Below are 23,956 nucleotides of genomic sequence, written 5' to 3' on the forward strand. Positions count from 1 at the left end.
ACTGTGCCTCCCCGATTATATGTGTGTCGTAAGGAATCGTTCCTTATGTGCTTAATGATAAAGCAGCTTTACTTCCCAGCCTATCGTCCGTTGTTGACATCGGATCGACCGATTTCAACTTCTTGCGCCGTATAGGTTGTAGAGAAGCTCCGCTGTCTCTGCCCGAGTCGGCGTATTGCCAAGCTCGTCGAACAAGTCGCCTAGCGCTGCGGCATCGAGCTTGGAAGCTGCCCATGCCCGCTTCGCGATCGTCGTCATTTCGACTTTCGTGATGGAGGCGGCCGGATTGAATTTGTTATTTCCGCTGCCCAGAACGATGCCTAATGCTCTGGCGGTGCGCAGGGCATCCGAGTAATAAGCATTGGCTGATACATCGGAGAAACTATCGCCGGCCTGTTGGCCGTTCCATTCGAGAATCCGTGCCAGCAGCACGACGAAGTCGGCGCGGGAAATCGTTTGGTCCGGACTGAAGCGGTTATCCGATGTACCGTTAATAATGCCTTTGGAAGCCAACACCTCGATGGCTTGCTTCGCAGGCGATGCACCGACATCCTCGAACGTCTTGTGGACGTAAGCAGCGGAATACGTGCTGAAATGGGTTGTCGTGAAGATGACCGCTTCCGCTTCGGCATCGTAACGTCCGTTCGGCACAGCATGAATGTTACCCGCTCCGTCCACGTACCACACGACGATATGCTCGGGATTTCGCAATTCCTCCGCCGTCGGCACATATGGAATACTGACTCGGACCGGCGCCTGCGGATTGTTCCACGAAATCACTTTATTCCCATCCAGGACGGTCAGCTCGATAACGGGATGGTTGCCGATTTGTTGCTTCGTCTCTGCACGCAATGTATCGGCATCTATGCGTCTGATTTGAATGGAGACCTCGCTTGAAGCGAGCGGCTGCCCCTTTAACATATCGCTTGGCAGCACGACCGAAGCATGCGGCGTTTTCAAAGCGATCGAAAGCGGCGAACCGCCCGATAAAGCGTCTGCAGGCAGTTTGAGCTCGTAGGTTGGAACACCTTCTTGAGATTGCGATGAAGGCGCTTCGAGTACTATTTTATGAATACCGCTGCCTGCCGCACTGTCTTGGGCTTGCTTCCATACGTCCTTGCTCACGGCTAACGTCGTGATATGGGCATTCGTCGATACAGCAGGTACAACGACGACCGTATCTCCCACTACCTTCGTTGCCGGGATTGACGCAGGTGCAGTTGGGCCGGACGATGGCGGCGGAACATCCGCATCCGGTTCAAACACCCTTACGTAGTCGACGTACAAGTCGATCTGATCCCCGTATTTCGCCAGATCAATCGGCCAGCCTCCTCCGAGCGCGAGATTGATCATGAAGTACATCGGCGTATTGGCTTGCTCGAAAGAAGCATGTCTCCATACCTCAACGTTATCGATGTAATAGATCACTTCTGTCGGGGTGATTCTCGTGCCGTACGTGTGCCACGTGGACGCATTATCCCCGTAAGCGAAATTCGTGGAGGAACAGTTCGTCTGATGCGTCTCCGGATTGCCCGACCACCAGTGCTTGGCTTGGCATGCTCCGCTTGGATCGTGACCGTATGCTTCTACCGTATCAAGCTCGGCAGTCGATGGCAGATGATCCGGTCCCGTGCTGTTCTGGGACATTAACCAGAATGCCGGCCATGCTCCCTTACCCGCAGGCATTTGCATTCTCGCCTCGAAGTAGCCGTTCGTCGCGGCGATGCCGGTTCCGTCCAAGCCTACGGACGAGAGCAAGCCGCCGATATATTTGCGGTTCCACCCTTGCGGGTCAGCGTAACCTTCCGGGGCTTTCGTTACCCGAATGCGCAAATGATTGTCGCCGAGAATGGCAAACGGGTTAACCGCATCCGCCTTGTCCGCGAAGATGGCCTCGCCGAATTCCGAGCCGTTCGGCCAGTCCGGCTTCAGCGACGTATAGCGCGTGCCTTCGCCCGTCTTGGATATCGACAGCGGACCTTTGAAATCGTCCTCGAACAGCACATGCATGCCTGCCGTTTGCGGCGGCGCGGCCGGAAGCCCTTGCTTCCACACGACTCCGCCTTCGTTGTACAGCTGCAAGTAGCTCGTCGTCGATTTCGTGAAGTTTGGATCTCCTTCCGGAGAATTCCAAGCATTCAGCATGACGGTGAGCGGACCGTGCGGCAATGTATCGGCATCGATCTGGATCGAGCCATTTCCCTCCGCATCCGGTGCAGCGTGCTGCAGCCAAGCGTCATAGCCGTTCGGATCCGGATGCGCTTCATCCGGTTGATGCCACACTCTCGCCCATACATTCTTCATCTCCGGGGCTTTGAAGGTAATGGTCACATTACCCGACACCGTCGAACCGATCGCGGGAGAGATAATTTCGATTGCAGGCTCAACTTCCACAACCGGAGGGGCCGTCGGTACCGGTTCTTTGTTCGTGTCGACATACGAAATTTCGGTTGCACCGGATTTGGCGTCTCCCTGGTGCGTGAACACGACGCGATACTTGCTCGCGATGACCGTGTTAAACGCAACGAGATTCAAGCCCGCCGCCGGTTCGGCAGGTGTGCGTACTTGCCCGGGAACGCTCGCCCATTCACTGCCGCTCAAATATTGAACATCGAACGACGCCGGGGATTTCACACCGCCGCCGTCGTCGTGGAGATAAACGCCGGCCATATTTTTGGAGAGCGCGCTCTCGTACTCCGTCTGCACCCAATCGGAACTATTCGGAGAACCGTAGGCAGTCCAGCGGTTACGCGGAAAATCGTTCAACGAGACGATGCCGTCATTAACGAAGCTAGCGTCATCGCCGTTGTTTGAGTAAGAAGCCGTCGCCTCGCCCATGGAAGGCTCCGTCGGCAGCGACTGCGTGACGGAATCCACATACTGAATTTCGGTAACGCCGGTCTTAGCCGTGCTGTGCGTAAAGACGATTCGGAACTTCTGCGCTTCCACCGAAGTGAACGTCACCAGATTAAGCGCATTGCCTGCAGGTTCTGCCGGCGTTTTCACTTGATTGGCGGCGCTTACCCATTCGTCGCTCTCATTCAAATATTGAACATCGTACGAAGCAGGCGGCTTGATGCCTCCGCCATCGGAGAAGAGATAAATGCCGACCGCATCCTTCCGCTTCGAGGCGCCGAAGTTCGTCTGCACCCAATCGGTTTCGTTCGGAGACTCGTACGAAGTCCAGCGATTGGCAGGAGTCGCATCGTACGACACGATTCCATCGTTGACGTGACTCACCTGATCGAGACGGAACGTGTAGGATGCCGATGCATTGCCAAGCGGCGATACTTCCGCACCGGGCACCGGCTCGGTGTTCGAATCCGCGAAGACGATTTCCGTCACGCCGCTCTTGGAGCCGGAATGCGTGAAGAGCACGCGGAATTTCGTAGAAGAAACCGAATCGAAGGTAACGAGATTCAGCTCGTTGCCGGTAGGCACCGCGGGTGATTTCGTTTGGTTCGGGATACTCGCCCAGTCCGTGCCGTTCCAGTATTGAACATCATACGAGCTGGGCGCTTTAATTCCTCCGCCGTCGTCGAAAATATAAAGGCCCGCCGTGTTTTTCGATGTGGCGGCAGCGTATTCGAACTGTACCCAATCCTGCGGGTTGACCGATTCATAGGAAGTCCAGCGACTCTTCGGATCGTCGTCATAGGAAACAATGCCATCGTTCGCGTCTTCCAGGCGGTCACCGTGATACGTGTAAGATGCCGTTAGCGCGGCCGCGGAATCCCCTGCGGCTGCCGCCGGCAGCATCGGGAAGCAGCTTATGATCAAACCTAAGGTTACGACCATGGAGAACCATTTGAGCACGGATTGCCGTTTCATTGCGTTTAGACCACTCCATTCTCCTCAGAAGGTGATCGGCATTCAGGGCCCTGAACGCCGATAACTTAATCTTACGGGAGTGCTCGGCTCGCGAATATCATCCGTTGCCGACATTGAATCTACAATTCTTTACTTTTTCGAGCAACCGCAAAGAAGCTCCTACCTCTATCAGGAAGGAGCCGCAATTTATTAACGATATGAACCATTAACCCGCCTGCTCCCGGGCGCTATCCCCATTTCGCCGGTTTTGCCGGAGGCTGCCCACGATCAGCATGATAACGGGAAGCCCGATCATCATGACGGGAAAAACGTATGGCGTCCAAAACTTCTCCGCATAGATCTGATTGATGATCGTGATATTTCGCGGTAGCACCGACGATAGAAACATGATCCCCGCGAACCACCAAACGATTTTCTTCCAATTCTTGATGCCAAGCCACTGCGCAGTCCCATAGGAACAGATGAACATATAGAGCGACAGCTTGACAAACACCGCAAGCAGCCATACAAACATGACCCAAATATCTATGTTTTCGATAAAGTTGAGCAGCGAAATATAACGGACGGCGAAAAAATAAGGATACATAAATTTGGACGGGAAGTTAGGGCCGAATAACATAATGACGAGTAAAGTGGCAAGGGTAACGGTAATGGTCGTCGTTACAATGACGAGCACTAAATCCCTTCCCGCCTGCTTCTTGGCGGCTAAGAACGGCATCAGCATAAAGATGAAATACGTCTCTCCCAAGAACGAGGCATAGACGAACGAGCCTTGCAATATGGCAGACATGCCGGTATCGGACAGGATGGGGCGGATGAGATGGGGTTCCATGCTTTTCAGGTTGAGAATGATGGATAGCGCAATAACGAATAGCAATAAAGGGCCGGCGATTTCACTGAATCGCCCCAGCGCGTTTACTCCGCCTCGATAATTGATATAAAGCATTAGCAGCAAGATCACGATGATAATCGTGTACATCGGGGTACTGCGAAACAAAACAAGCTGCAGAAAATCAGCCGCATCCCGCAAGATGACGGCCGCAACGGAATACCAGGTCAAGAAGTACAGCAGCGTCACGAATTTACCGATCCACTTTCCGAATATGAGCTCCGTGAATTGAACCAGCGTGTGGCCCGGATATAACCGGCTGATCGCTGCCATCATTAGCGCTACGACGATCCCGATACAGCCTCCGAGCAGAATTGAAATCCATCCGTCCTGCTTCGCCGTCTTGAGTGCAGGCGCAATGGTCAGCCAGATGGTCATACAAACTTCCAATGCCGTCATCATGCAGAAGAACTGCCAACGCGTAAGTTTCATGGGTATCTCCGGTTCTGTTTTTTTAGAAGAGATTTCCTTGTTTGGGTCTTGGACCGAATACGCCAATGCGCTTCAAGTGAATGCGGGCATCCACGTGTACCTCAATATCGCGAAATTGCTGCTCCCAGTCGCGACGGAGGGTTCTCCATACCTTTGCATGCTCCTGATGGATTTTCTCGCCAAAGCCGAAAATATCCGTACCGTACTCGCGCTGCACCTGCTTTATGGTATCCTCGGCAAGCTTCTTGACGTATCGATTCATGTCATTTTCAACGATAGTAAGATCTTTCGAGAGTGCTACATCCAGATTGGTCTCATTCTCCCTTACCGTTCCGACTCCCGAGAGCGTGACGTTGACAACCGGCTTTCCGTTTTTGATTTCCGTCGTGATTTTAGAGTTCAAGTTCGTTTCGTCCACGGTCACATAGCCCTTTCCTTCCGGGATGAACTCCGTTAAGTAATAGAGCTTCAACCGATTGCTCATCCATAGCGTGATCATGGACGCTTTCTCGTCTAATAGGCCGACCATTTGCATTTGTTTGTTAAATACGGCTAATTGATTGATATCGACGACCTTGCCCTTCTCTGCTTTCGTTAAATCTTTTGTACTAATCGCTGACAGAATCGGGCATGTGCCTTCGGAAGAGTAATCGACGAAGAGATCATGCGCCGCCATATCGCCAATTTTAGAGAACTTATCCTGCCGGACGATGACATCGGATGAGAACGGATTGAAAGGGCTCTCCATTTTCAATATTTCCTCGGGATCGATGCCGATCACGATAAATAGTCCGGAACGAAGCGACAGCTCCGGATTCCGTGAATACATGTCCAGAAAATCGCTAATGCCTTCTCTTGCCAGCCGCTCCGAGATGAAAACAGCTCTTCGATGCCCGATAAACAGGCGGCGCGGCAGCCGGTTTTGAACGTTCTGGCACGAATCCAGCAAAGTGTTTCCTTCGCTTGTAATCACCAGCGTGCTTCGGCTTGATGCACTGCCCTTATCTGCTCCTATTTCATGCGGAACGGCGATTTGGGCGCTTACCCTCACTTTTTTGACCTTGCCCTTATCCAGCGCGGTTCCCATCCAGAACGCATATTCGTTGATTTCCGTTCGATCCCAGCAGCCTGTAAGGAGAAGCAAGCAGCAGAAGGCCAATAAGGTTCGATTGCTTCTTCGCTTCATGATTCTTGCCTCTCCTTCGGTGCGCGAATAATCGTATCTTTGAGCTGCTTGAGATGCAGCGGTGCGAACGGGGTAAAGTAAGGAACTTTGAACGATTCCAGCGTACATAAATGGATCAGAATCGCGATGACGCCGGCCCCGATGCCAAAGAAACCGAACGTGCCTGACAATACCAGCAGAGGGAACCTCAGCAGCCGAAAAGGCAAGCTCATGCTGTATCTGGGAATGGAGAACGAAGCGATCCCTGTACTGGCCACGATGATGACGATCGGCGCCGAAATAAACCCGGCCTGCACGGCAGCCTCCCCGATCACGAGAGCGCCGACGATGCTGACCGCCGAACCGATAGCCCTCGGCAATCGGAGTCCTGCTTCCCTTAGTCCCTCAAACATGATCTCCATCATTAAGGTTTCTACTACGGTCGGAAACGGTACGCCTTCTCTTGCAGAGGAGATGCTCATCATTAACGCAACAGGGATCATTTGCGGATGATAGGTGGTTAACGCTACGTAGAAGGATGGCAGCAGGAGTGACATCATGAACAGAATAAACCGGATGAGCCGCACCGCGGAAACATACCAGAACTTCTCATAATGATCCTCCGCAGCTTGGAAGCCGTTCCAGAAGGTCATCGGCGCAAGCAATACATTGGGGGATCCGTTCACGATGATGGCTACCTTACCTTCCAGCAGGCTGGCCGCCACCGTATCCGGTCTCTCCGTGTTTTGGATTTGCGGGAACGGCGAATACTTCTGGTCCTCCAGATATTCCTCCAGATAGCTGGAGTCCAAGACGGATTTGACCTGGACCCGCTTCAGCCGGCTGCGCACTTCTTCGACCAAGGATGAAGAGGCTGTTCCCTCCAAATAGACTATAACGATACCGGTCGACGATATGCTGCCAAGACGGATCGATTCCATTTTTAACAAGGGCGTAGCAAGCTTTCTGCGAATCAAGCTGGTATTCGTCCGCAGTACTTCCGTAAATCCTTCACGGGGTCCGCGGATCGAAGCCTCAAGAGCCGGCTCTTCGACGGAACGTTTAGGGAAATCGTTGAAATCCGCAAGTATGGCGATGGCTTCGCCTTGCGTCATCAGTGCCGCTTTTCCGGTTAAGATGCCTTCTACGATTTCATTCAAATCCGAATTAACCGTAATATGAGCGGCTGCAAGCTGACCGGTCCTGATCGCTTCTTGAACATAGGTTTGGCCTTGTCTATTCGACCGCTCCATCTCGTAAACCAGGGGCTTAAGGATGACTTGCTCCAGCTCGGCGGTATTCGTTAATCCATCCAAGTAGATAAGCAGCGTTTCCGCCTGTGCTTCTTCTGCCTGTGAACATAGCTTACGAAAAATAACGTCCGAGCAATTGGCGAACACTTGGCGTAATCGAGCTTCATTCTCTTGCAAACCGGAACTAAGTTCGCCAAGCGAAGGCATGCTCTCTGAACGGGGATGGCCCATGACAGGATACTCCCTTCACTTGCATGAGGATAAAGGTTATTATGGCAAATCATGCATGTTCTATGTATTACAGTAATCGCGATTGCATGAGAAAGACCCGAAGCAGCTGCTTCGGGTCTTTTTATTTGAACGGTACGCGCCATCCCCTATTTAATACTTAGCGGGGGTAGTGGCTTTCTTCTTATTCTTTAAATATCTCCCAAACCAACTCATCTTCTTATTTCGTTCCAGGATAAACTTAGCCCCGTCAATTAATAATCTGGATCTCAACTCATCGCGACGATTCAAGGTATGCAATCTCTTCAGGAACTGCTCGTCCACCGGCCCATCCCCCCATTGTCGGTAATAGAGAAAGTAGGAATTACTGCGTACCTACATTTTATGATGTCCGTGGAAAAAAGAGTGTCGTACTGTCCTGCGAAATCACGATGATTTTTGTCGAATCCGAATAAGATTTGATTAACTTTATGCTTACTGCGCTACCATTTAATTTGCTTGATGAGATCGATGATCTCCTCTTGTTCCTCGTGACTGATCTTCCAAGTCCGAATCTCATGAATAATTTGATCCATATTGGCGAACCCTTTCGCAATTCCGTTTAATCGAGCGGCCAACGTTGCACGGGTCAGCTCATCCTCGGTCGGGAAGAGCGTTCTCAGCTTGGCTATCGCATCCGGGTACCGTTTCAAAAAATACTTCTGATGCCGATCCTCGGCAGGATAAAACACGGTATAAGGCATACATTCGGTTTCCGGTACACCTTTTCCTTGTTCCCCTCTGTTGTTCATAACCTCTTGGATGACGCTTAGCTGCGCCTCGTCACGATACAAAATCAAGGAATTGTACAGACGGTCTCTGTAGTTATTTATATTCGCCGGATTATGGTTGTTCCAGAACAAATTCAGGATCGTCTCCAACCTCGCGACAGCTGGATCAAACTCGATTTCGACCATCTCGGTGTGATCCCCCGCATGCCCGCTCCGTGGCGGATTGTCGGTCGTTCCTCCGGCGAAGCCTACGCGCGTTCGCGTGATCCCCGCCAGTTGTCCGAACAAAGCGTCGGGGCTCCAGAAGCAGCCCATACCAAGTGCAATCATTTGCGTGTTGTTATCGTTCATCACCACATTCACCTCTTCGAGTCATCAGATCGTGACTTGCAGCTCGCGGTCATCCTTCGTATCCAAATTCCCCAATGCCCTCTATCGCTATACTACGCGAGGACCAACGGTTGACCCCCGCACGATCAATCGCGTCGGCAGCAGCAGCTCCGTAAAAGGGTCGTCCGAACAATTAATGCGCTCTATCAGCCGTTCCACGGCTTTGACTGCGTAAAGCTTCAGGTCGACTTCTACCGTCGTTGACGGCGGCGTAGAGATACGGGACAGATATCCGTTATCGAAACTTACGATAGAGACGTCTTCCGGCACCGACAAGCCTTGTTGCTGTACCGCGGCGTTGAGGAAGAAGCCGAGACCGTCATTGACGCAAAACCAAGCCGTCGGCTGCTCACGCATCCCTTTTATATAGGAACAAATGAACGATCCGTCTTCAATTGCCGAAGTATGAACCCATTCTTCCCGTATTGGAAGGCCGTATTCGTACATCGCCATTCGGTAGCCGTCTAACCGCTCGTAGTAGCTTGGCGAGAAAGCAATATCGCCTACGAAACCGATGTTCTTGTGCCCTAATTCAATCAAATGGCTAACCGCTTCATAGGCACCGAAACGATTATTGGTCAGAATGCAGTCTGCCTTGATTTGCGGGTGGTGATGGTCGATCAGAACGGCAGGTATGCCTGTATCCAGAAGGGCGTTTATATAATCTGTCGTAATATGGGACAAGATAATCATGCCGTCCACCGAACGGTTCTGCACGATTGTCGGCATAAGGAGTTCCTTGACCGAATCGGGGCCGATCGATTGTATAAGCAGCTCATAGCCCTGCTGCTTCACTTCTTTCTCCACGCTCAGATAGATTTGGCCAAAAAAACTGTGCATGCTAAAGGCAAAATCCGAAGCAATCAGTGCGAACTTGCCGCTCAACGGGAGATTGCTCATCTCCTTCTTGCCCCTGCTATATATGTAGCCCATCCGTTGGGCCGTCTCGATAATCAGCTTGCGCGTGTCTTCGCTGACGCCATCTTTTCCGGTCAACGCTTGCGAGACGGAGTTTTTGGACAATTTAAGCTCGTCGGCAATATTCTGCATCGTTACTTTCGGTTTCATTACCCAATCATCCTTTCGACGCAGCATAGCAAATTCATAGACTTTCTTACCGCGCAGCAATTTCTTCTATTGTAACGTTACAAAATATAATTGTAAACATTCTGTCCTTTACTACACCATTTGGAAAACGAATTAATCACTTGACTTTGCGTTACAAATAATCAATAATTGATTACACAAGCGCTTACAAATTTAATGTAACGTTACTAAAGTCATTACAAGCCTCATTACTTTTTCGTGTCACCACATCAAAGGAGGATTTCCACACAATGAAAAAGCTCGCTTCAACACTACTCATCACCGCAATAGCCGGTTCGGTGCTCGCAGGCTGCGGCAAAAGCAGCGATAACCAAAATGCAGCGGAAAATGGTGTAACCACCATCGAGTTTTGGGCTGCTCCTAACCCGACTCAGCAAGCTTACTGGACCGATTTAGCCAAAGCTTACGAGAAAGTGAATGACAAAGTAAAAATCAATGTCAGCGCCATTAAAGAATCGCCTACCTCTGAAGCGAGCATTCAATCGGCTATTGCCGGTAAGAGCGCGCCTACAATATCGGAGAACATCAACCGTGGATTTGCAGCCCAGCTGGCTAACAGCAAAGCGTTAATTCCGTTAGAAACACTGCCTGGATTTGAAGACGTCATTAAAGGCCGGAATATGACAAACACCATTGAACCTTGGAAGTTTTCCGACGGACATCAATACGTGCTGCCGATCTACTCCAACCCGATGCTGTTCGGCTGGCGCATCGACATTCTAAAGCAAGCCGGCGTTAACGAAATTCCGAAAACCTACAGTGAAATGCTGGACGCGACCAAGAAGCTGAAAGCTAAATTCCCGGATAAATACGTATGGGCTAAACCTGATTTGGCTGATCCGACCGCTTGGAAACGCTGGTTCGACTTCTTCATGCTGTACAATGCGGCATCGAACGGCAACCACTTCGTCGAAGGCAGCAAATTTGTCGGTGACGACAAAGCAGGCACGGAAGTGTTGACGTTCGTAGACAACCTGCGCAAGGAGAAAGGCATTCTGTCGCAAACCGTTACCGATCCTTTCGAAACCGGCGTTGGCGTCTTCACCGATATCGGTCCTTGGACCTTCAGCATGTGGGAAGAGAAATTCCCTGAGCTTAAACTAGGCGAAACGTTCGCACTCAGCATGCCTTTGGTTCCGGATGGCGCAGACCCGGCTGCAAGCAAGACGTTCGCTGATACGAAAGGTCTCGTCATCTTCGCGCAAGCTTCGGAAGCGGAGCAGAAAGCGGCGGTCGACTTTATCAAGTGGGTTTATGCCGATCCGAAGAACGACGTGAAGTGGCTCGAGCAAACGAAGCTCCCGCCGGCACGCGACGACCTGACGACCAATGAATCGTTCAAAACCGTACTCGATGCAAATCCGGCCTTGAAGCCTTATGCGGAAAATGTACCGAATGCCGTTCCTCCGATGGATAATGCCAAATATAACGATCTTCAGACGCTTATCGGTCAAGAAGCCTTCAACAAAGTAGTACGCGGTGAAATCGCACCGGCCGAAGGCTGGGCTAATATGAAAAAAGCCATTGAAGCCGCTCTTCAATAGAGGGAGTTGTCCTAATGGATCAAAAAAACAATCGGTTGGGCTGGTTATTTACCAGCCCCTACCTCATTTATTCGTTGATATTCTTCTTCGGCCCGCTTCTCTGGTCGTTTTACCTGTCCTTTACGGATTGGGATCTAATCTCGCCGGAGTACAATTTTATTGGGTTTAGCAATTTCACCGATGCGCTGAAGTCGCCCGGCGTGCACGCCGCATTCTGGGTAACTTACAAATTCATGATGATTTTCGTCCCGCTCGTGACGATACTCGCCCTGTGCGTTGCAGTCGTTGTACACAGCCTGCCTCGGTTCAAGAGCGTGTTTCTCATCGGCTTCTTCCTCCCCTACTTGTCTTCGGGGGTTGTGTCATCGCTGATCGTTAAAGGGTTTCTGTCTTATTCGAGTCCGATCAATACGTTTCTGCGCAAGCTTGGCATCAATATTGACTGGCTCGGCACTCCGATGGCAGCCCTGTTCGTCGTCGGCATGATTTTGGCGTGGAAATTCACAGGGTATTATGCTCTGATTCTGACATCGGGTCTGAACAGCATCGACAACGAAATCTATGAAGCCGGCGCAATCGACGGCGTCACGGACCGACAGCGATTCTGGCGCATTACGCTGCCGCTGCTCTACCCGGCGTTCTATACGACGCTCATTCTATCGTTCGGCGTCACGTTCGGCATTTTCACCGAAGTGTATCAATTAACCGGCGGCGGACCGAATTTCGCCACGAACACGTGGCAGATGGAGATTTTCAACCAAGCATTCAAAAACTTGAAAGCCGGCTACGCATCAGCCGTCGCGCTGCTTGCGTCGATCGCAACCTTCATCTCGATCTTTATCATCCGCAAACTGCTGGAACTGTGGGGGAAACGAAATGGTTGGGTCTAACCGAAACAGTACGGGCAAGCTGGTCGTCCGCTACGTGGTGGCTGCCATTCTTCTGTTCATGATGGTCTACCCGTATTTATACATGGTGCTCAATTCGTTCGCGGATTGGACCCAGATTGACCGAAAATTTATACCGAATTCGTTCTCAACGAAATCGTACGAATGGCTATTTTCCGGCGGCGAGACGGGGATTACGCGCCCTTGGGTGAGCTCATTCTTCAATAGCGTGCTCGTATCGATCGCTTCGACCGCACTGATGATGATGTCAGGCATCATGGTTGCTTACGCGCTTTCCAAGCTGAATTTCCGCGGGCGGGACACGATTAACAATTTCGTCTTGTTCCATATGTTTTTCCCGGCGATTATTCTGCTCATTCCGACGTTTCTGATCGTGCAGAAGGTCGGCCTGTACGACACGTACTGGGGGATGATACTCCCGAAGGCGGTCAGCCTGTGGGCCATCTTCATGTACACGAACTTCTTCAAGGCGATTCCGTCGGTGTTCATCGAAGCGGCTAAGCTGGATGGCGCCAGCGATTTCAAAATTATGTACCGCATCATGCTTCCGATGTCCAAGTCGATCACGACCGTCATCTTCCTGTTCCTGATTATGGAACGCTGGACGGAGCTGCTGTGGGATATGATCATTGTGCGCAGCGACGATATGCTAACGCTGAACGTGCTGCTATCGCAAATGTTCGGCCCGTACGGTACCTATCCGGGGCCGTTGTATGCCGCATCGGTGCTGCTGACGCTGCCAATCATCATCCTGTTTATCTTCTTCGGGAAGAAATTCCAAGAAGGTATGCAATTTAACTTGAAATAATAGCGATTTACCTGGGAGAGGAGTCGAATAACTTGGGTTTGAACAAAACAGCTGTAAAAACATGCGAAGAGCTTCTAAGAACGTTCCAGTCCTCGAGCGCTGTGCTGCGCGATGCGCAGAGGATCGTCTTTGCCGGCGCTGACGTTGAGGGCAAGGACGTTTACAATATTACCGCTCCGTTCACGGACGAAGGCGAACAAGTTATTGCGGGACGCGTAGAGTCGCGCGACAGCGAGCATTCGGATATTCTGTTCTTCACGGAGCAGAACGGAAGCTGGTCGCCGCGCGCCGGAGCGCCGACATTCCGCTTGCAAGATCCTTTCTTCACGCGAATCGCCGGCGAGCTCGTGCTCGGCGGCGTGGAAATTTTCCCTGATCCGCTGAAGCCGGATGCGCTGAAATGGCGAACGGTCTTCTACCGCGGAGAGAATATCGCCTCGCTGCAGCCGTTCTTCAAAGGGCCTGACGGCATGAAGGATATTCGCCTCGTCGGGCTCACGGACGGTTCGATCGGTGTCTTCACGCGTCCGCAGGGCGCGGACAAAGGGGGCCGGGGAAAAATCGGCTTCGTCCGCGTCGCATCTCTGGATGAGCTAACGGTCGATCGGATTAACGAAGCGCCGCTGCTTGACGGACAGTTCACCGATGAAGAATGGGGCGGAGCCAATGAAGCCCACCTGCTTCGGAACGGACTGGTTGGCGTACTCGGCCACATCGCTTCCTTCGACGAACAAGGGGACCGTCATTATTACCCGATGGCATTCGTCTTCGATCCAGCGGACGAGACCTTCTCGGATATGGAGCTGATCGCCGTTCGCGCCGCATTTCTGCCGGGCCCGTCGAAGCGCCCGGATCTGCAGGACGTTGTCTTCAGCGGCGGCCTTGTACGCCAGGGAGACGGAACAGCGGTCCTGTACGCCGGTATAAGCGACGCAGAAGCGCAACGGATCACCATCGCAGATCCGTTCGCACGGTTTGAACACGAAATTGCTTGATAAGGGAGTTATCGATTTAGATGAACGTATACCGCTATGAAGAAAACCCATTGCTGACGCCTCTCGACGTGAAACCGCACCGTGACAATTTCGAGGTCATCGGCGCGTTCAACGCCGGCATCGCCTCCTACAATAATGAAATCATTATGCTGCTCCGCGTGGCAGAACGGCCGATCAGCCCTGATCCGGACATCGTGCTGGCACCGGTCTATAATACGGCAACGCAAGATCTGGACCTGATCGAGCTTCGGCTGGATGACGAGCGCTACGACTTCTCCGACCCGCGCGTTATCAGAAACAAGTCAAAAAGCGCAACGTTCGAGTATCTTACCTCGATTTCCTATCTGCGGATCGCGCGCAGCAAGGATGGCCACCGTTTCACTGTCGACGAGAAGCCGTTCGTGTATCCGTCGCATTCGCTTGAAACGTTCGGGGTCGAGGATCCGCGCATTACGCAGATCGGCGACACGTATTACATCTACTACTCCGCCGTAAGTCCGGTCGGCGTCGGCGAGTCGATGGTATCCACGACCGACTTTGTGAACACCACTTACCACGGCATGATTTTCGGGCCGGATAACAAAGACGTGCTTATTTTCCCGGAGAAGGTAAACGGCAAATATTACGCGCTTCACCGTCCGACGACCAAGAGCACCGGCAATCCGGAAATGTGGATCGCGGAGTCGGATAACCTGCTGTACTGGGGCAATCACAAGCATCTGATCGGTCTTCGCGAAGGCATGTGGGACAGCGGCCGCATTGGCGGCGGCTGCGTGCCGTTTAAAACCGAACGCGGCTGGCTGGAGCTTTACCATGGCGCGACGCTCGAGCATCGCTATTGCATGGGGGCCGTGCTGCTTGATTTGAACGACCCGTCGAAAGTGATCGCCCGCTCGGGCAAACCGATTCTGGAGCCGGAAGCCGACTACGAGAAAAAAGGCTTCTTCGGAGACGTCGTCTTCGCCTGCGGCGCACTTGTGGAAGGCGATGTCGTCAAGATGTACTATGGCGTCGCAGATACGTCCATGGCGGCCTGTGAGCTGAGCCTGCAGGAGATTTTGGACAGCTTGGAACCGGTCGTATAACAAACTGCTAAATAGAAGAACCTCCGGGACGATGGTGTCCCGGAGGTTCTTTTGTTTCTGAAGGAAAGGCATTCCTCACCGTGATGCTTCCGCTGCCACAATAGTTTGAAACAACTTGAGCGCTTCCGCCTTCGTTTCTTCTCCTAAATCATCCTGAATCCACACGTTTCGAGCACACTCAATCAAGTCCTGAAGAACTCTTTCTAAGCGATAGTAGGCGAGCACTTCCTCATCCACCTCAGCGGCTCCGTATCCTTCGAAAAAAGCTTGGGCATGCGGATGGCCGACAAAGATGAAATCACGCTCTTTGGGAGCGAGCATCACCTCGTCCCAATCGATAACAAACAGTTGCCCTGCCTGATCTCGAATCACATTGGCCGGATGCAGATCCGCGTGACAGATGACATGCGGGATCTTTCGAGATTGAAGCGTCCCCGCCAGCTTTTCCAGTGCGGTCAACTTGCTGAGTATCGTCAATCTATGCTCTATCCAAGAAGCATGAAGTGTACGATCCAATGTGCTTCCGCCTTCAAAGCGTGCAAGCTGCTCCTCGAAGGTTCTTATCCATCGCACATATTCCGTGGGATCAAAGGTCTCCTCTCGGAGCGACATCCCTCCTTCAGGCGGGATAATGATCTTGTGAATCCTTTGCAGAATGGCCCCGAGCTTACTCCACTGCTCTGCTGTCATCCCTTCGAAGCTTGAATCCCCATCGATAAAGGGATAAAGCACGACCGTCCAATCCTCTACATAGGTCCATAAGGCACCGCTCCCAGTCGAAATGGGCGCCACGACACCTGTAATCCCCTGATCGTTGAGATAGCGAGGAACGAGATATTGCGGTTCATATAACGATCTGGACGTGACTTTGACCAGATAGGCATCCCCCTGCTCGCTAACCGCATGATACACGGCGGAACTGTAATCAAGCCCCAATGGAAGGAATGCTATTGTCGCGGGAGTCCAGTCATACTGCTCTTGTAGGCAGGATTGAAGGTGTTCCTCTGAAATCCTCGGTGAATTACGCATGGCTTCGTTTATCCCTTCCTATAAATGCTCTTACTCACACTCTTTCTTAGTTCATTTGTAAGGCACGATCCTTAATCTCCTGTACCAGATCGTGAAAGGAACGTAGGAAACTACTCAATGAAAGTTCAAATTAGCTAAACGCTCTTCCATAATCACGCGCAGTTCCTTAGGAATCCGTACAAACTCGACCCCTCTCCCCAAAAACAAAAGCCAATCCGCATAATACGCCAGCGCCTCGTCATCCGTCACATCCAGCTGCACATTGAAATTCCCGCTCGACTGAAACATCCCGGTAAGAGACAAAATGATCCCCGGCGGGTGCATACGCTTAAAGCGCTGAATCCCGGTCGCATCAAGCTTCACAACAAGATTGGACTCGCGTGCGCGAAGCCGTTTTTTATTTACTATTTCTTGCTCGGACCACTTCATCTCCCGCTCCGAAATGGCCGAATCCCGGAGCATCTCAACTGGCAAATAGCGAAACTCGTCCGTATCGAAATCATAAACCTCGACCAACCACTGCGCGTTCGAGTTAAAAATATGCAGCAAAAAAACGTCCAGCAGCTGCGGCCAGCCCAGACTCAGCTCATAGGTCACGCGCAAATGCTTATCCCGCACTGCAAGCGAAATCAGCTGGTTCAGCTCCGGAGGCGCCGCATCATCGAGCTCCAACAGGTTCGGATTGGCAGGGTTTGTATTTTCAAAAAGCAAGATATTATTCAGCTCAATCAGCTCGTCTTGCTGGGTCTGCGATGCGATGCCAATGAGTTTTTCAGTGATGGAGCGACGGTTCTGCAGATAAGGCAGCTGCGAATTCTTCGAGGCGATAAAGCTGATAAATATCGCTTTCAGCTCTTCCGTCGTAAAGCGGGCTGCGGGCAGATACTGATTTTGCAAGACGTTGTAACCGCCGCCGCGTCCAAGCTCGGTCGTCAGCGGGAAACCCATCGCCTGTATCTCGTTAACGTCGCGAATCGCCGTCGCACGGGAAATCTTGAACTCCCGCTGAATCTCGGCAATCGTAAAATGCGCCCGGTTATTGATGTAGCGCATGATCAGGTTCACTCGTTCTGTTTTCTTCATGATTTTATTGTATCAAAAAGGTAGCAAAATTAAATGTATCACTTTTTGATACATTCGGGAAATAGAATCAATCTTGTAAAAAGAAATCCCACAGAGGAGAGAACAATATGACTAACTACTCCATCCGAACCATATCAGAAAACTACAAAATGACCGCTTTCGGTGTTACACTTGAAGACTACAACGACTGGGCAGGCAATGCAGCAAAAACCGCGGCCAAAAAAGCGGAAATCACGGAAAACGGCAAGCTTGCTGCACTTCTCGCGCTCGCCGACGGGCAAGAATACCAAATCAACTACGCCATCGACCGCAAGGCTTGGCGCGGATTCGGCGTGATGGGCGAGTTCGACGTGGAAGGCGCGGTCGTTCTCGATTTCCTCGCCGGCGACTACCTCGTCGTGCCTGGCACAGGCGCTGACAGAGATCACCTTGCCGACGAAATCACAGGCAGCGTCTTCGGCGGCATGCTGCAAGAAATCACAGCATACAAATACGTCGGTCCCGGTAACTCAACGTTCGTCAAAGCAGATGAAAACGGTGAATTCTACGGCGAGATGTGGCTTCGCGCAAAAAAAGTCGAAGAGTAAAAGGAGCACTCGTATGGCAGCGTACACGCTTGAACGCAAAAAATCATTCACATTGACCGCGTATGGGTTTTCCATCCAGTCGAATTTTCAAGATATGCCGGCTCTGCAAAAGGAAAAAGCCGAGTTCTGGGGCAAACTCAAAGCCGACGGGCGATTCAATAAGCTCAAAGACGCCGCAAAAGACGATCGCGAATGGTCCGTCAATGAGGTGTATCAAGGCAAACCGTGGAATTATTTCGCGGTAGAAGCCGGCAAATCAGTGGCTGACGCAACGCGTATCATCGAGTTTCCGGAGAGCGAGTATATCGTGCTCGCAGGAAATGGCGACAAGGAAACGTTGTTTGATCAGCTGACCTACCGTGCGTTTGGCGAAGTCTTGGCTCAAATCACTGATTATGCTTACATCGGCGGCCCAAATGCAACGTATCGCAAAGATAACGGCGACGGCACTTTCTACGGCGAATTTTGGGTACCTGTTGTTAAAAGATAAGATCGGCGGCCTTCGATGATCGAAATCGTTTCTATCCGGCAAAAAAAGTATGGAACCGGTGCGAATGCGCTGGTTCCATACTTTTTACTGCCTCTATGCTCTTGTCTACCCCATCCCTTAAGTATGGCTCGTCTCCGTAGCTTTGTTGCCGGGTGCAAACCAACCAATCACGGCGACGGCAACCAAGACAGCATAAAAGGTTAACGTCCACCCCGTGCTATGAGGGAAATCGTGATCGAAAACGCCAATATCGTCATGGGCCAGCGTAATTACAGCAAGCTTTACCCCCACCCAAGCAACGATCACGTAAGCCGTTGTCTCCAGCGCCGGCCGTTGACCGAGCAGTTTTACAAACCAAGTAGCAGCATATTTGATTAAAACCAATCCGGCAATTCCGCCAAGCACCACTACAATAAACTGCCCCCCGTCCATGCCTCCGAACTCTCTGAGCGGGGAATCCGGCAGGCCAAGTGCAAGCGCGACCGCGGCAAGAATGGAATCAATCGCAAACGCGAGATCAGCCAGCGCAATCTTTCCTACAGTTGGCCAAAAGCCTTTCCCTGCTGCTTCTTTCTTTTCTTCCTTGCGCATGCTTTCATTCTTTTTACCGAATTTCGCTTGGATGATGTGCTTTAGGCCCAGGTATAGAAGATAGGCTGCGCCGATCGCCTGCACCTGCCACACATTAGCAATAAAGGAAATCGCGAATAGAGCGGCAAAACGAAAGACAAACGCCATAATGATCCCATAATTGATCGCTCGTTTCTTCTGTTCTTCCGGCAACTGCTTTGCAATGACCGCCAACACGAGAGCATTATCGGCCGACAACAAACCTTCCAAACCGATTAGAATTAGTAACGCCCATGCATACTCCAACCACAATGAGTCCAACTTGATTCTCCCCCTAAACCGTGATAAATTTTCAACCACCAAAGATATATGTGCAATAGCTATACGTAAAAGTCTCCGATTGATTTCAACTTTTTCATTAAAACGATCCCCGAACCTTCGGCGATCGTTTTAAACATTTCACCTATTTTAGCCATCATGTTCAGTACTTAGCCATGAAAGATCATCATTCCATTTTCACCGGCACAAAAAAAATCCCGATGATCGGTAACCCATCATCGGGACATTATTTTTCAGTTCCTATCTAACGCATTATTCAGGTTCGCAGGTTCAGGTGGCGGTAGAATGTGTTGTCAAGTCAACCTCTTGCGGCATGAATAAATCATTCAATGAACTTAGCGATCCATCCTTTTCAACCTGATATACATCGAGCTTCTCGCCGTGGAGGCTCATTTCGATACAACAATTCCAGCAGAAATATTGATGAGGACCAATCCTTCCGATATCGATGGAGTTACAATTAATGCATTTCATTGGAAAGTGCTCCTTTCTTGGCATTTTGGTATTACTAATAGAGTTGCCGAATTACGGCGAGAATAAACGAGCTAATCGTACAAAATTGCTAGAGTTTAAGAATGAACTAGATCGGACAATATCAGCGTAACCGCAACTGTTTCCTTCCTAAATCAAGCCGGATCGACTAGGTCGACCCGGCTTGATTCTGATAATTCTGGTGCAGAAGCTTGGTATATTCAGTTCCGGCTAGAAATGGTTAGAATGTCTTTGCTATTTCACGCGCTTTTCGGATCGTCTTGTCTATAATCATCTTCGCTTGACCGGAAGCTGATGCCGTGCCTTCCACAAAGATCCCTTCCAAGGTCGGAACGCCAAGAAATTTCATGATTACGTTCAGGTGGCGATGCCCCATTTCGAAAGCGGCAAAGTCCGATCCAGGCGACAATACGCTTCCGCTGGCTTGGATATGAACCGCTTTTTTATTGTTTAATAATCCAACCGGCCCTTTTCCGGGGACATACTGAAATGTTTTCCCTGCTACGCAGATGGAATCGATATAGGCCTTTAATACAGGCGGAAATGAAAAGTTCCAAATCGGATTCACAAAAATATATTTATCTACTTCCACAAACTGATTAACAAGCTCGTTCAGGCGATCGATTTTGGTTTGTTCTGCAGTGGATAATGGCTTGCCTTCCCCTGCTTTCTTCCAACCGTTCATTACATCGGCATCGATCTCCGGAATGTTCGATTTATATAGATCAAGGTGAATCACTTCATCGTTAGGATTTGCTTTTCGGTAAGTCTCTATAAATGCAGCGCCAACGGACATACTATATGAAGTGTCTTCGTTTTTGGGATGAGCCGTTATATACAACACTTTTTCTTTACGGCCATGGCCATTATTAGAGCTGAATATTTTTTTAAGAAGTTGGATCACGTTAACTTGACTCCTTCAATACTTAGAATGTTTTTGCCAGCTTCCAAGCTTGCTGAATGGCATTTTCTTTAATTTGGCGAGCTTGGTCCGCTGCAGCCGCCATGCCTTCTACGAAGATAGCCTCAAAGCTCGGGACACCGATGAATTTCATAATAACGTCCAAATGACGATGACCGATTTCGAAATCTGCATAATCGGAGCCTGGCGACAATACGCTTCCACTAGCTTGAATGTGGATGGCTTTTTTGTTGTCCAGAAGACCGACAGGACCTTTTTCCGTATATTTAAAGGTTTTTCCGGCAACGCAAATCGAGTCAATGTATGCTTTCAAGACCGGAGGATAAGAGAAGTTCCATGTCGGGTTTACGAATACATATTTGTCTGCTTCTACGAATTGATCCACCAACTCGCCAAGTCGAGCGACTTTCGCTTGTTCCGCGCTCGTTAATTGATCGAATGCCGTTCCGGACCCCAGCTTCTCCCAAGCGCTAAATACGTCAGCATCGATGCGCGGGATATCCATCTTGAACAAGTCGAGATGTACGATATCGTCGTTCGGATTGGCTGCCGTATAGGCCTCGAGAAATTGTTTACCAACCGCCAAGCTGTACGAGGCTTCGGTTTCATTCGGATGTGCGGTGATATACAAAACAGTGGACATAATCATAATCCTTCTTTCATTTTTTATTCGGAATTTATCCGTTCACGTCTATTGCTCATAGACGCTTATAACTTTTTATTAAGCTCCTTACTTTTTGTATGTTACTATATAATATATAAATCGGTCAATTACAAATTTATCCCTTTTCGCAATCGCATCATCCTCGCAATTACGATCAAAGCTGGATTTTGCAAAGAAAAAACGGATGGCTGCACGCCATCCGTTTCATTATCATTATTTAATACGCACCAATCGCTCCGCGATGAACTGCATCGCTTTGCGGTTTTGGTCTCCGGTGACCGTATGCCGTACTGTTGATAACAAACGATGTAATGATTTTGCTATGTACTTATAAAAAGGCGATGTGTCTGCTCCATAAACCTATTTCGTACAAAGCTTTCATGCAAGGTGCAAATAAAACGTCGTGGACTCACCCACGGTACTTCTAGCGTAGAGCTTGCCTTTATGCTGCTCGACGATCGATTTGGCGATGGCGAGGCCGAGGCCGTAGCCGCCCTGCTTACGCGACCTTGATGCGTCCGTCCGATAGAACCGATCGAAGATGCGGGTTAGATGCTCCGGCGCGATGCCCTCTCCTGTATTCGTCACGGACAGGAGAACCTCGTTGTGCTGTTTTTTCAGAGTGAGCGTTACTGCGCCTTTCGGATTCGTATACTTGATCGCGTTGTCGAGCAGAATCAAGATAACCTGCTTAATCTGCTCACTGGAGCCATATACCGAGAGGTCAGGTTCAATATCATAATCGAGCTGAATCTGATTCTCGAATATGACGGCTTCCATCGTAAGCACAATCGTTTCCACCGCTTCGCTCAAATTGAATTGCGGATACACCATGGACATACGAGCCTGCTCCATTTCGGTTAAGAAAAGCAGATCATTGGTGAGCTTTGCCATCCGTTCCGTTTCAAGCTTGATGTAGTTCAGCCACTTGGCCTGATTCGCAATCGTATCCTCACTGTTGGCAAGCAGCACATCGGTATTCGTTTGAATGACAGTCAGCGGCGTCTTCAGCTCATGGGAGGCGTCGGCAATGAATTGCTTCTGCTTCTCGAATGCTTCCTGGACAGGTTCTATTGATCGATTTGCGAAAAACCGGCTTATAAAGAAGATCACTACGAGCATGGCTAGTCCGACGGCCAGAAACGTATAGATTAAATTGGTTAATATGCCTTGTCTGGCTGTCACGTCAAGAAAAACAAGCATGTATCCGTCCGCGTCAGGCCGTACTGTATAGGCCCAGTCATTCCCATCCAGGTTGAACTGACCTGAGCTTCTTTTCACGCCTCGAGCCTTGGCTTCTTCCAGCCCATGCGTATATAAGTCATTGTCGATATCGAACCAGGATTCGCTGGACTTCAAGTTCCAATTACTATCTGTATGGATCACAAATGCGACGGATCGTTCCGGCATCATATTGCCTGTATCCGGAATAGGCCTGTCCAGAGGCGGATCGAACATATCCAATTGCGGCATAAGGAAGAAATCGGAGATTTTGCGCAGCTCCAAGTCAATGTCACGCCGCACATCCTGATAAGTAATGGTGTATATGGTCACGAAAGAGACGAGCATCATAAACGAAATAATGACCAGATTCAACAATAAAAATCGATTTTTCAGCCTCTTGAATATCATTCACTCATCTCCAGCACATAGCCTACGCCACGAATCGTATTAATCCGTACTGCTGAACGAAGGAAGATTAGCTTCTTCCGCAGGAAGGAGATATAGACCTCTACATTGTTGTACTCCACCTCGGAATCAAAGCCCCAAAGCTTCTCAATAATTTGCTCCTTCGACGTTACAACCTGCTTTCGAGAAACGAGAAGCTCCAGCAATTCGCTTTCCTTCAAATTAAGCTTCAGTTCCTTGCCATTCACGGTCACCTTCATATGTGCCATATTCAATTCTATATCTCCGAATTTCAAACCATCCTCCGGAATGATCCCGCCCTTGCGACGCAGAGCAGCTCGAATCCTGGCGAGCAGTTCTTCTGTCGAGAACGGCTTCGCAATGTAATCGTCCGCGCCGTAATCGAGCCCAGTCACCATATCGGTTATATCGCCTTTGGCAGTCAGCATGATGACCGGCGTGGATACGCCTTTGCTCCTAAGCTTTTTTAATACGCTGATCCCATCTAGCTCAGGCATCATGATGTCGAGCAGCACTAAATCATATATACTGCTGAGCGCGTAATCAAGTCCGGTTCTGCCGTCATGCACAACATCAACAGAATAATGCTGCTTCTTTAATATTTGAGACAAGGCTTCAGCTAAATGAATCTCGTCCTCCACAACTAACATTCTCATCGCTCTACCTTCCTTCACATCCGTTGTCCTCTTATTGCTTTCCTATTATAGCAACTGTACCTTGAACGA

21 protein-coding genes are annotated in these 23,956 nt (G+C 50.3%); 7 read left to right on the plus strand and 14 right to left on the minus strand.

From position 1 onward, the window contains the following. Positions 1 to 114: 114 nt before the first annotated feature. From I8J30_RS27805 to I8J30_RS27830, 6 genes are all read right to left on the minus strand, one after another. Positions 115 to 3,831, minus strand: coding sequence for an S-layer homology domain-containing protein (locus tag I8J30_RS27805; RefSeq protein WP_210663754.1), 3,717 nt, complete (start codon positions 3,829 to 3,831; stop codon positions 115 to 117). 205 nt (positions 3,832 to 4,036) lie between these two features. Beyond that, entirely contained in the window at positions 4,037 to 5,152 is a 1,116-nt protein-coding gene (locus tag I8J30_RS27810; protein WP_210663756.1) for a GerAB/ArcD/ProY family transporter, read from the minus strand. Positions 5,153 to 5,174: 22 nt separating this feature from the next. Then, on the minus strand, positions 5,175 to 6,338 hold the full coding sequence (locus I8J30_RS27815; protein ID WP_210663757.1) for a Ger(x)C family spore germination protein: 1,164 nt from the start codon (positions 6,336 to 6,338) through the stop codon (positions 5,175 to 5,177). Continuing rightward, the gene (locus tag I8J30_RS27820) at positions 6,335 to 7,801 is read right to left on the minus strand and encodes a spore germination protein (protein WP_210663759.1); all 1,467 of its coding nucleotides are present in this window, start codon (positions 7,799 to 7,801) and stop codon (positions 6,335 to 6,337) included. Before I8J30_RS27820 ends, I8J30_RS27815 begins: the two co-directional genes overlap by 4 nt. A gap of 479 nt (positions 7,802 to 8,280) precedes the next feature. After that, complete coding sequence (locus I8J30_RS27825; protein WP_240548436.1) at positions 8,281 to 8,919, minus strand: peptide-methionine (S)-S-oxide reductase; 639 nt, start codon at positions 8,917 to 8,919, stop codon at positions 8,281 to 8,283. An 87-nt stretch (positions 8,920 to 9,006) separates the two neighbouring features. Beyond that, positions 9,007 to 10,026: a LacI family DNA-binding transcriptional regulator gene (locus I8J30_RS27830; protein WP_210663762.1), complete on the minus strand. Its 1,020-nt coding sequence runs from the start codon at positions 10,024 to 10,026 to the stop codon at positions 9,007 to 9,009. A gap of 269 nt (positions 10,027 to 10,295) precedes the next feature. On the opposite strand from I8J30_RS27830, the gene I8J30_RS27835 reads away from it, so the two are divergent. From I8J30_RS27835 to I8J30_RS27855, 5 genes are read left to right on the plus strand one after another with little or no spacing between them, the layout of a single operon-like run. Further along, positions 10,296 to 11,609 carry an ABC transporter substrate-binding protein gene (locus I8J30_RS27835; protein ID WP_210663764.1) on the plus strand — a complete coding sequence of 438 codons (1,314 nt, stop codon included), beginning with the start codon at positions 10,296 to 10,298 and terminating at the stop codon, positions 11,607 to 11,609. Between the two features lie 14 nt (positions 11,610 to 11,623). Beyond that, positions 11,624 to 12,499, plus strand: coding sequence for a carbohydrate ABC transporter permease (locus tag I8J30_RS27840; protein ID WP_210663766.1), 876 nt, complete (start codon positions 11,624 to 11,626; stop codon positions 12,497 to 12,499). Beyond that, complete coding sequence (locus I8J30_RS27845) at positions 12,486 to 13,325, plus strand: carbohydrate ABC transporter permease (RefSeq protein WP_210663768.1); 840 nt, start codon at positions 12,486 to 12,488, stop codon at positions 13,323 to 13,325. Before I8J30_RS27840 ends, I8J30_RS27845 begins: the two co-directional genes overlap by 14 nt. 32 nt (positions 13,326 to 13,357) lie before the next feature. Further along, entirely contained in the window at positions 13,358 to 14,320 is a 963-nt protein-coding gene (locus I8J30_RS27850; protein ID WP_210663770.1) for an MTP-1 family protein, read from the plus strand. A gap of 20 nt (positions 14,321 to 14,340) precedes the next feature. After that, positions 14,341 to 15,405: a BtaManbiosPhlase gene (locus tag I8J30_RS27855; RefSeq protein ID WP_210663772.1), complete on the plus strand. Its 1,065-nt coding sequence runs from the start codon at positions 14,341 to 14,343 to the stop codon at positions 15,403 to 15,405. 75 nt (positions 15,406 to 15,480) lie between these two features. On the opposite strand, the gene I8J30_RS27860 is transcribed toward I8J30_RS27855, so the two are convergent. Both I8J30_RS27860 and I8J30_RS27865 read right to left on the minus strand, forming a co-directional pair. After that, the gene (locus I8J30_RS27860; RefSeq protein ID WP_210663774.1) at positions 15,481 to 16,341 is read right to left on the minus strand and encodes an aminoglycoside phosphotransferase family protein; all 861 of its coding nucleotides are present in this window, start codon (positions 16,339 to 16,341) and stop codon (positions 15,481 to 15,483) included. Between the two features lie 207 nt (positions 16,342 to 16,548). Continuing rightward, positions 16,549 to 17,517 (minus strand): helix-turn-helix transcriptional regulator, encoded by a 969-nt coding sequence (locus I8J30_RS27865; protein ID WP_240548437.1) that lies wholly within the window; start codon positions 17,515 to 17,517, stop codon positions 16,549 to 16,551. Between the two features lie 107 nt (positions 17,518 to 17,624). On the opposite strand from I8J30_RS27865, the gene I8J30_RS27870 reads away from it, so the two are divergent. Both I8J30_RS27870 and I8J30_RS27875 read left to right on the plus strand, forming a co-directional pair. Then, on the plus strand, positions 17,625 to 18,104 hold the full coding sequence (locus tag I8J30_RS27870) for a hypothetical protein (protein WP_210663776.1): 480 nt from the start codon (positions 17,625 to 17,627) through the stop codon (positions 18,102 to 18,104). Positions 18,105 to 18,117: 13 nt separating this feature from the next. Continuing rightward, a complete protein-coding gene (locus tag I8J30_RS27875; protein ID WP_210663778.1) occupies positions 18,118 to 18,594 on the plus strand; it encodes a GyrI-like domain-containing protein in 477 nt (158 codons plus the stop codon). A gap of 117 nt (positions 18,595 to 18,711) precedes the next feature. Here I8J30_RS27875 and I8J30_RS27880 read toward each other — a convergent pair whose 3' ends face one another. The 6 genes from I8J30_RS27880 to I8J30_RS27900 form a co-directional block, all read right to left on the minus strand. Further along, positions 18,712 to 19,485, minus strand: a complete 774-nt coding sequence (locus I8J30_RS27880) for a TerC family protein (protein ID WP_210663779.1) — start codon at positions 19,483 to 19,485, stop codon at positions 18,712 to 18,714. A gap of 288 nt (positions 19,486 to 19,773) precedes the next feature. Beyond that, positions 19,774 to 19,977, minus strand: coding sequence for a hypothetical protein (locus tag I8J30_RS33355; RefSeq protein ID WP_240548438.1), 204 nt, complete (start codon positions 19,975 to 19,977; stop codon positions 19,774 to 19,776). Between the two features lie 238 nt (positions 19,978 to 20,215). After that, the gene (locus I8J30_RS27885; protein ID WP_338044966.1) at positions 20,216 to 20,899 is read right to left on the minus strand and encodes an NAD(P)H-dependent oxidoreductase; all 684 of its coding nucleotides are present in this window, start codon (positions 20,897 to 20,899) and stop codon (positions 20,216 to 20,218) included. A 22-nt stretch (positions 20,900 to 20,921) separates the two neighbouring features. Next, entirely contained in the window at positions 20,922 to 21,560 is a 639-nt protein-coding gene (locus I8J30_RS27890) for an NAD(P)H-dependent oxidoreductase (protein ID WP_210663780.1), read from the minus strand. Between the two features lie 399 nt (positions 21,561 to 21,959). Further along, complete coding sequence (locus I8J30_RS27895) at positions 21,960 to 23,210, minus strand: sensor histidine kinase (RefSeq protein WP_210663822.1); 1,251 nt, start codon at positions 23,208 to 23,210, stop codon at positions 21,960 to 21,962. Then, the gene (locus I8J30_RS27900) at positions 23,210 to 23,887 is read right to left on the minus strand and encodes a response regulator transcription factor (RefSeq protein ID WP_210663781.1); all 678 of its coding nucleotides are present in this window, start codon (positions 23,885 to 23,887) and stop codon (positions 23,210 to 23,212) included. Before I8J30_RS27900 ends, I8J30_RS27895 begins: the two co-directional genes overlap by 1 nt. Positions 23,888 to 23,956 lie beyond the last annotated feature (69 nt).

Origin of the sequence: Paenibacillus lignilyticus, from assembly GCF_017942085.1 — a bacterium.
In the GTDB taxonomy this organism is placed as follows: domain Bacteria; phylum Bacillota; class Bacilli; order Paenibacillales; family Paenibacillaceae; genus Paenibacillus_Z; species Paenibacillus_Z lignilyticus.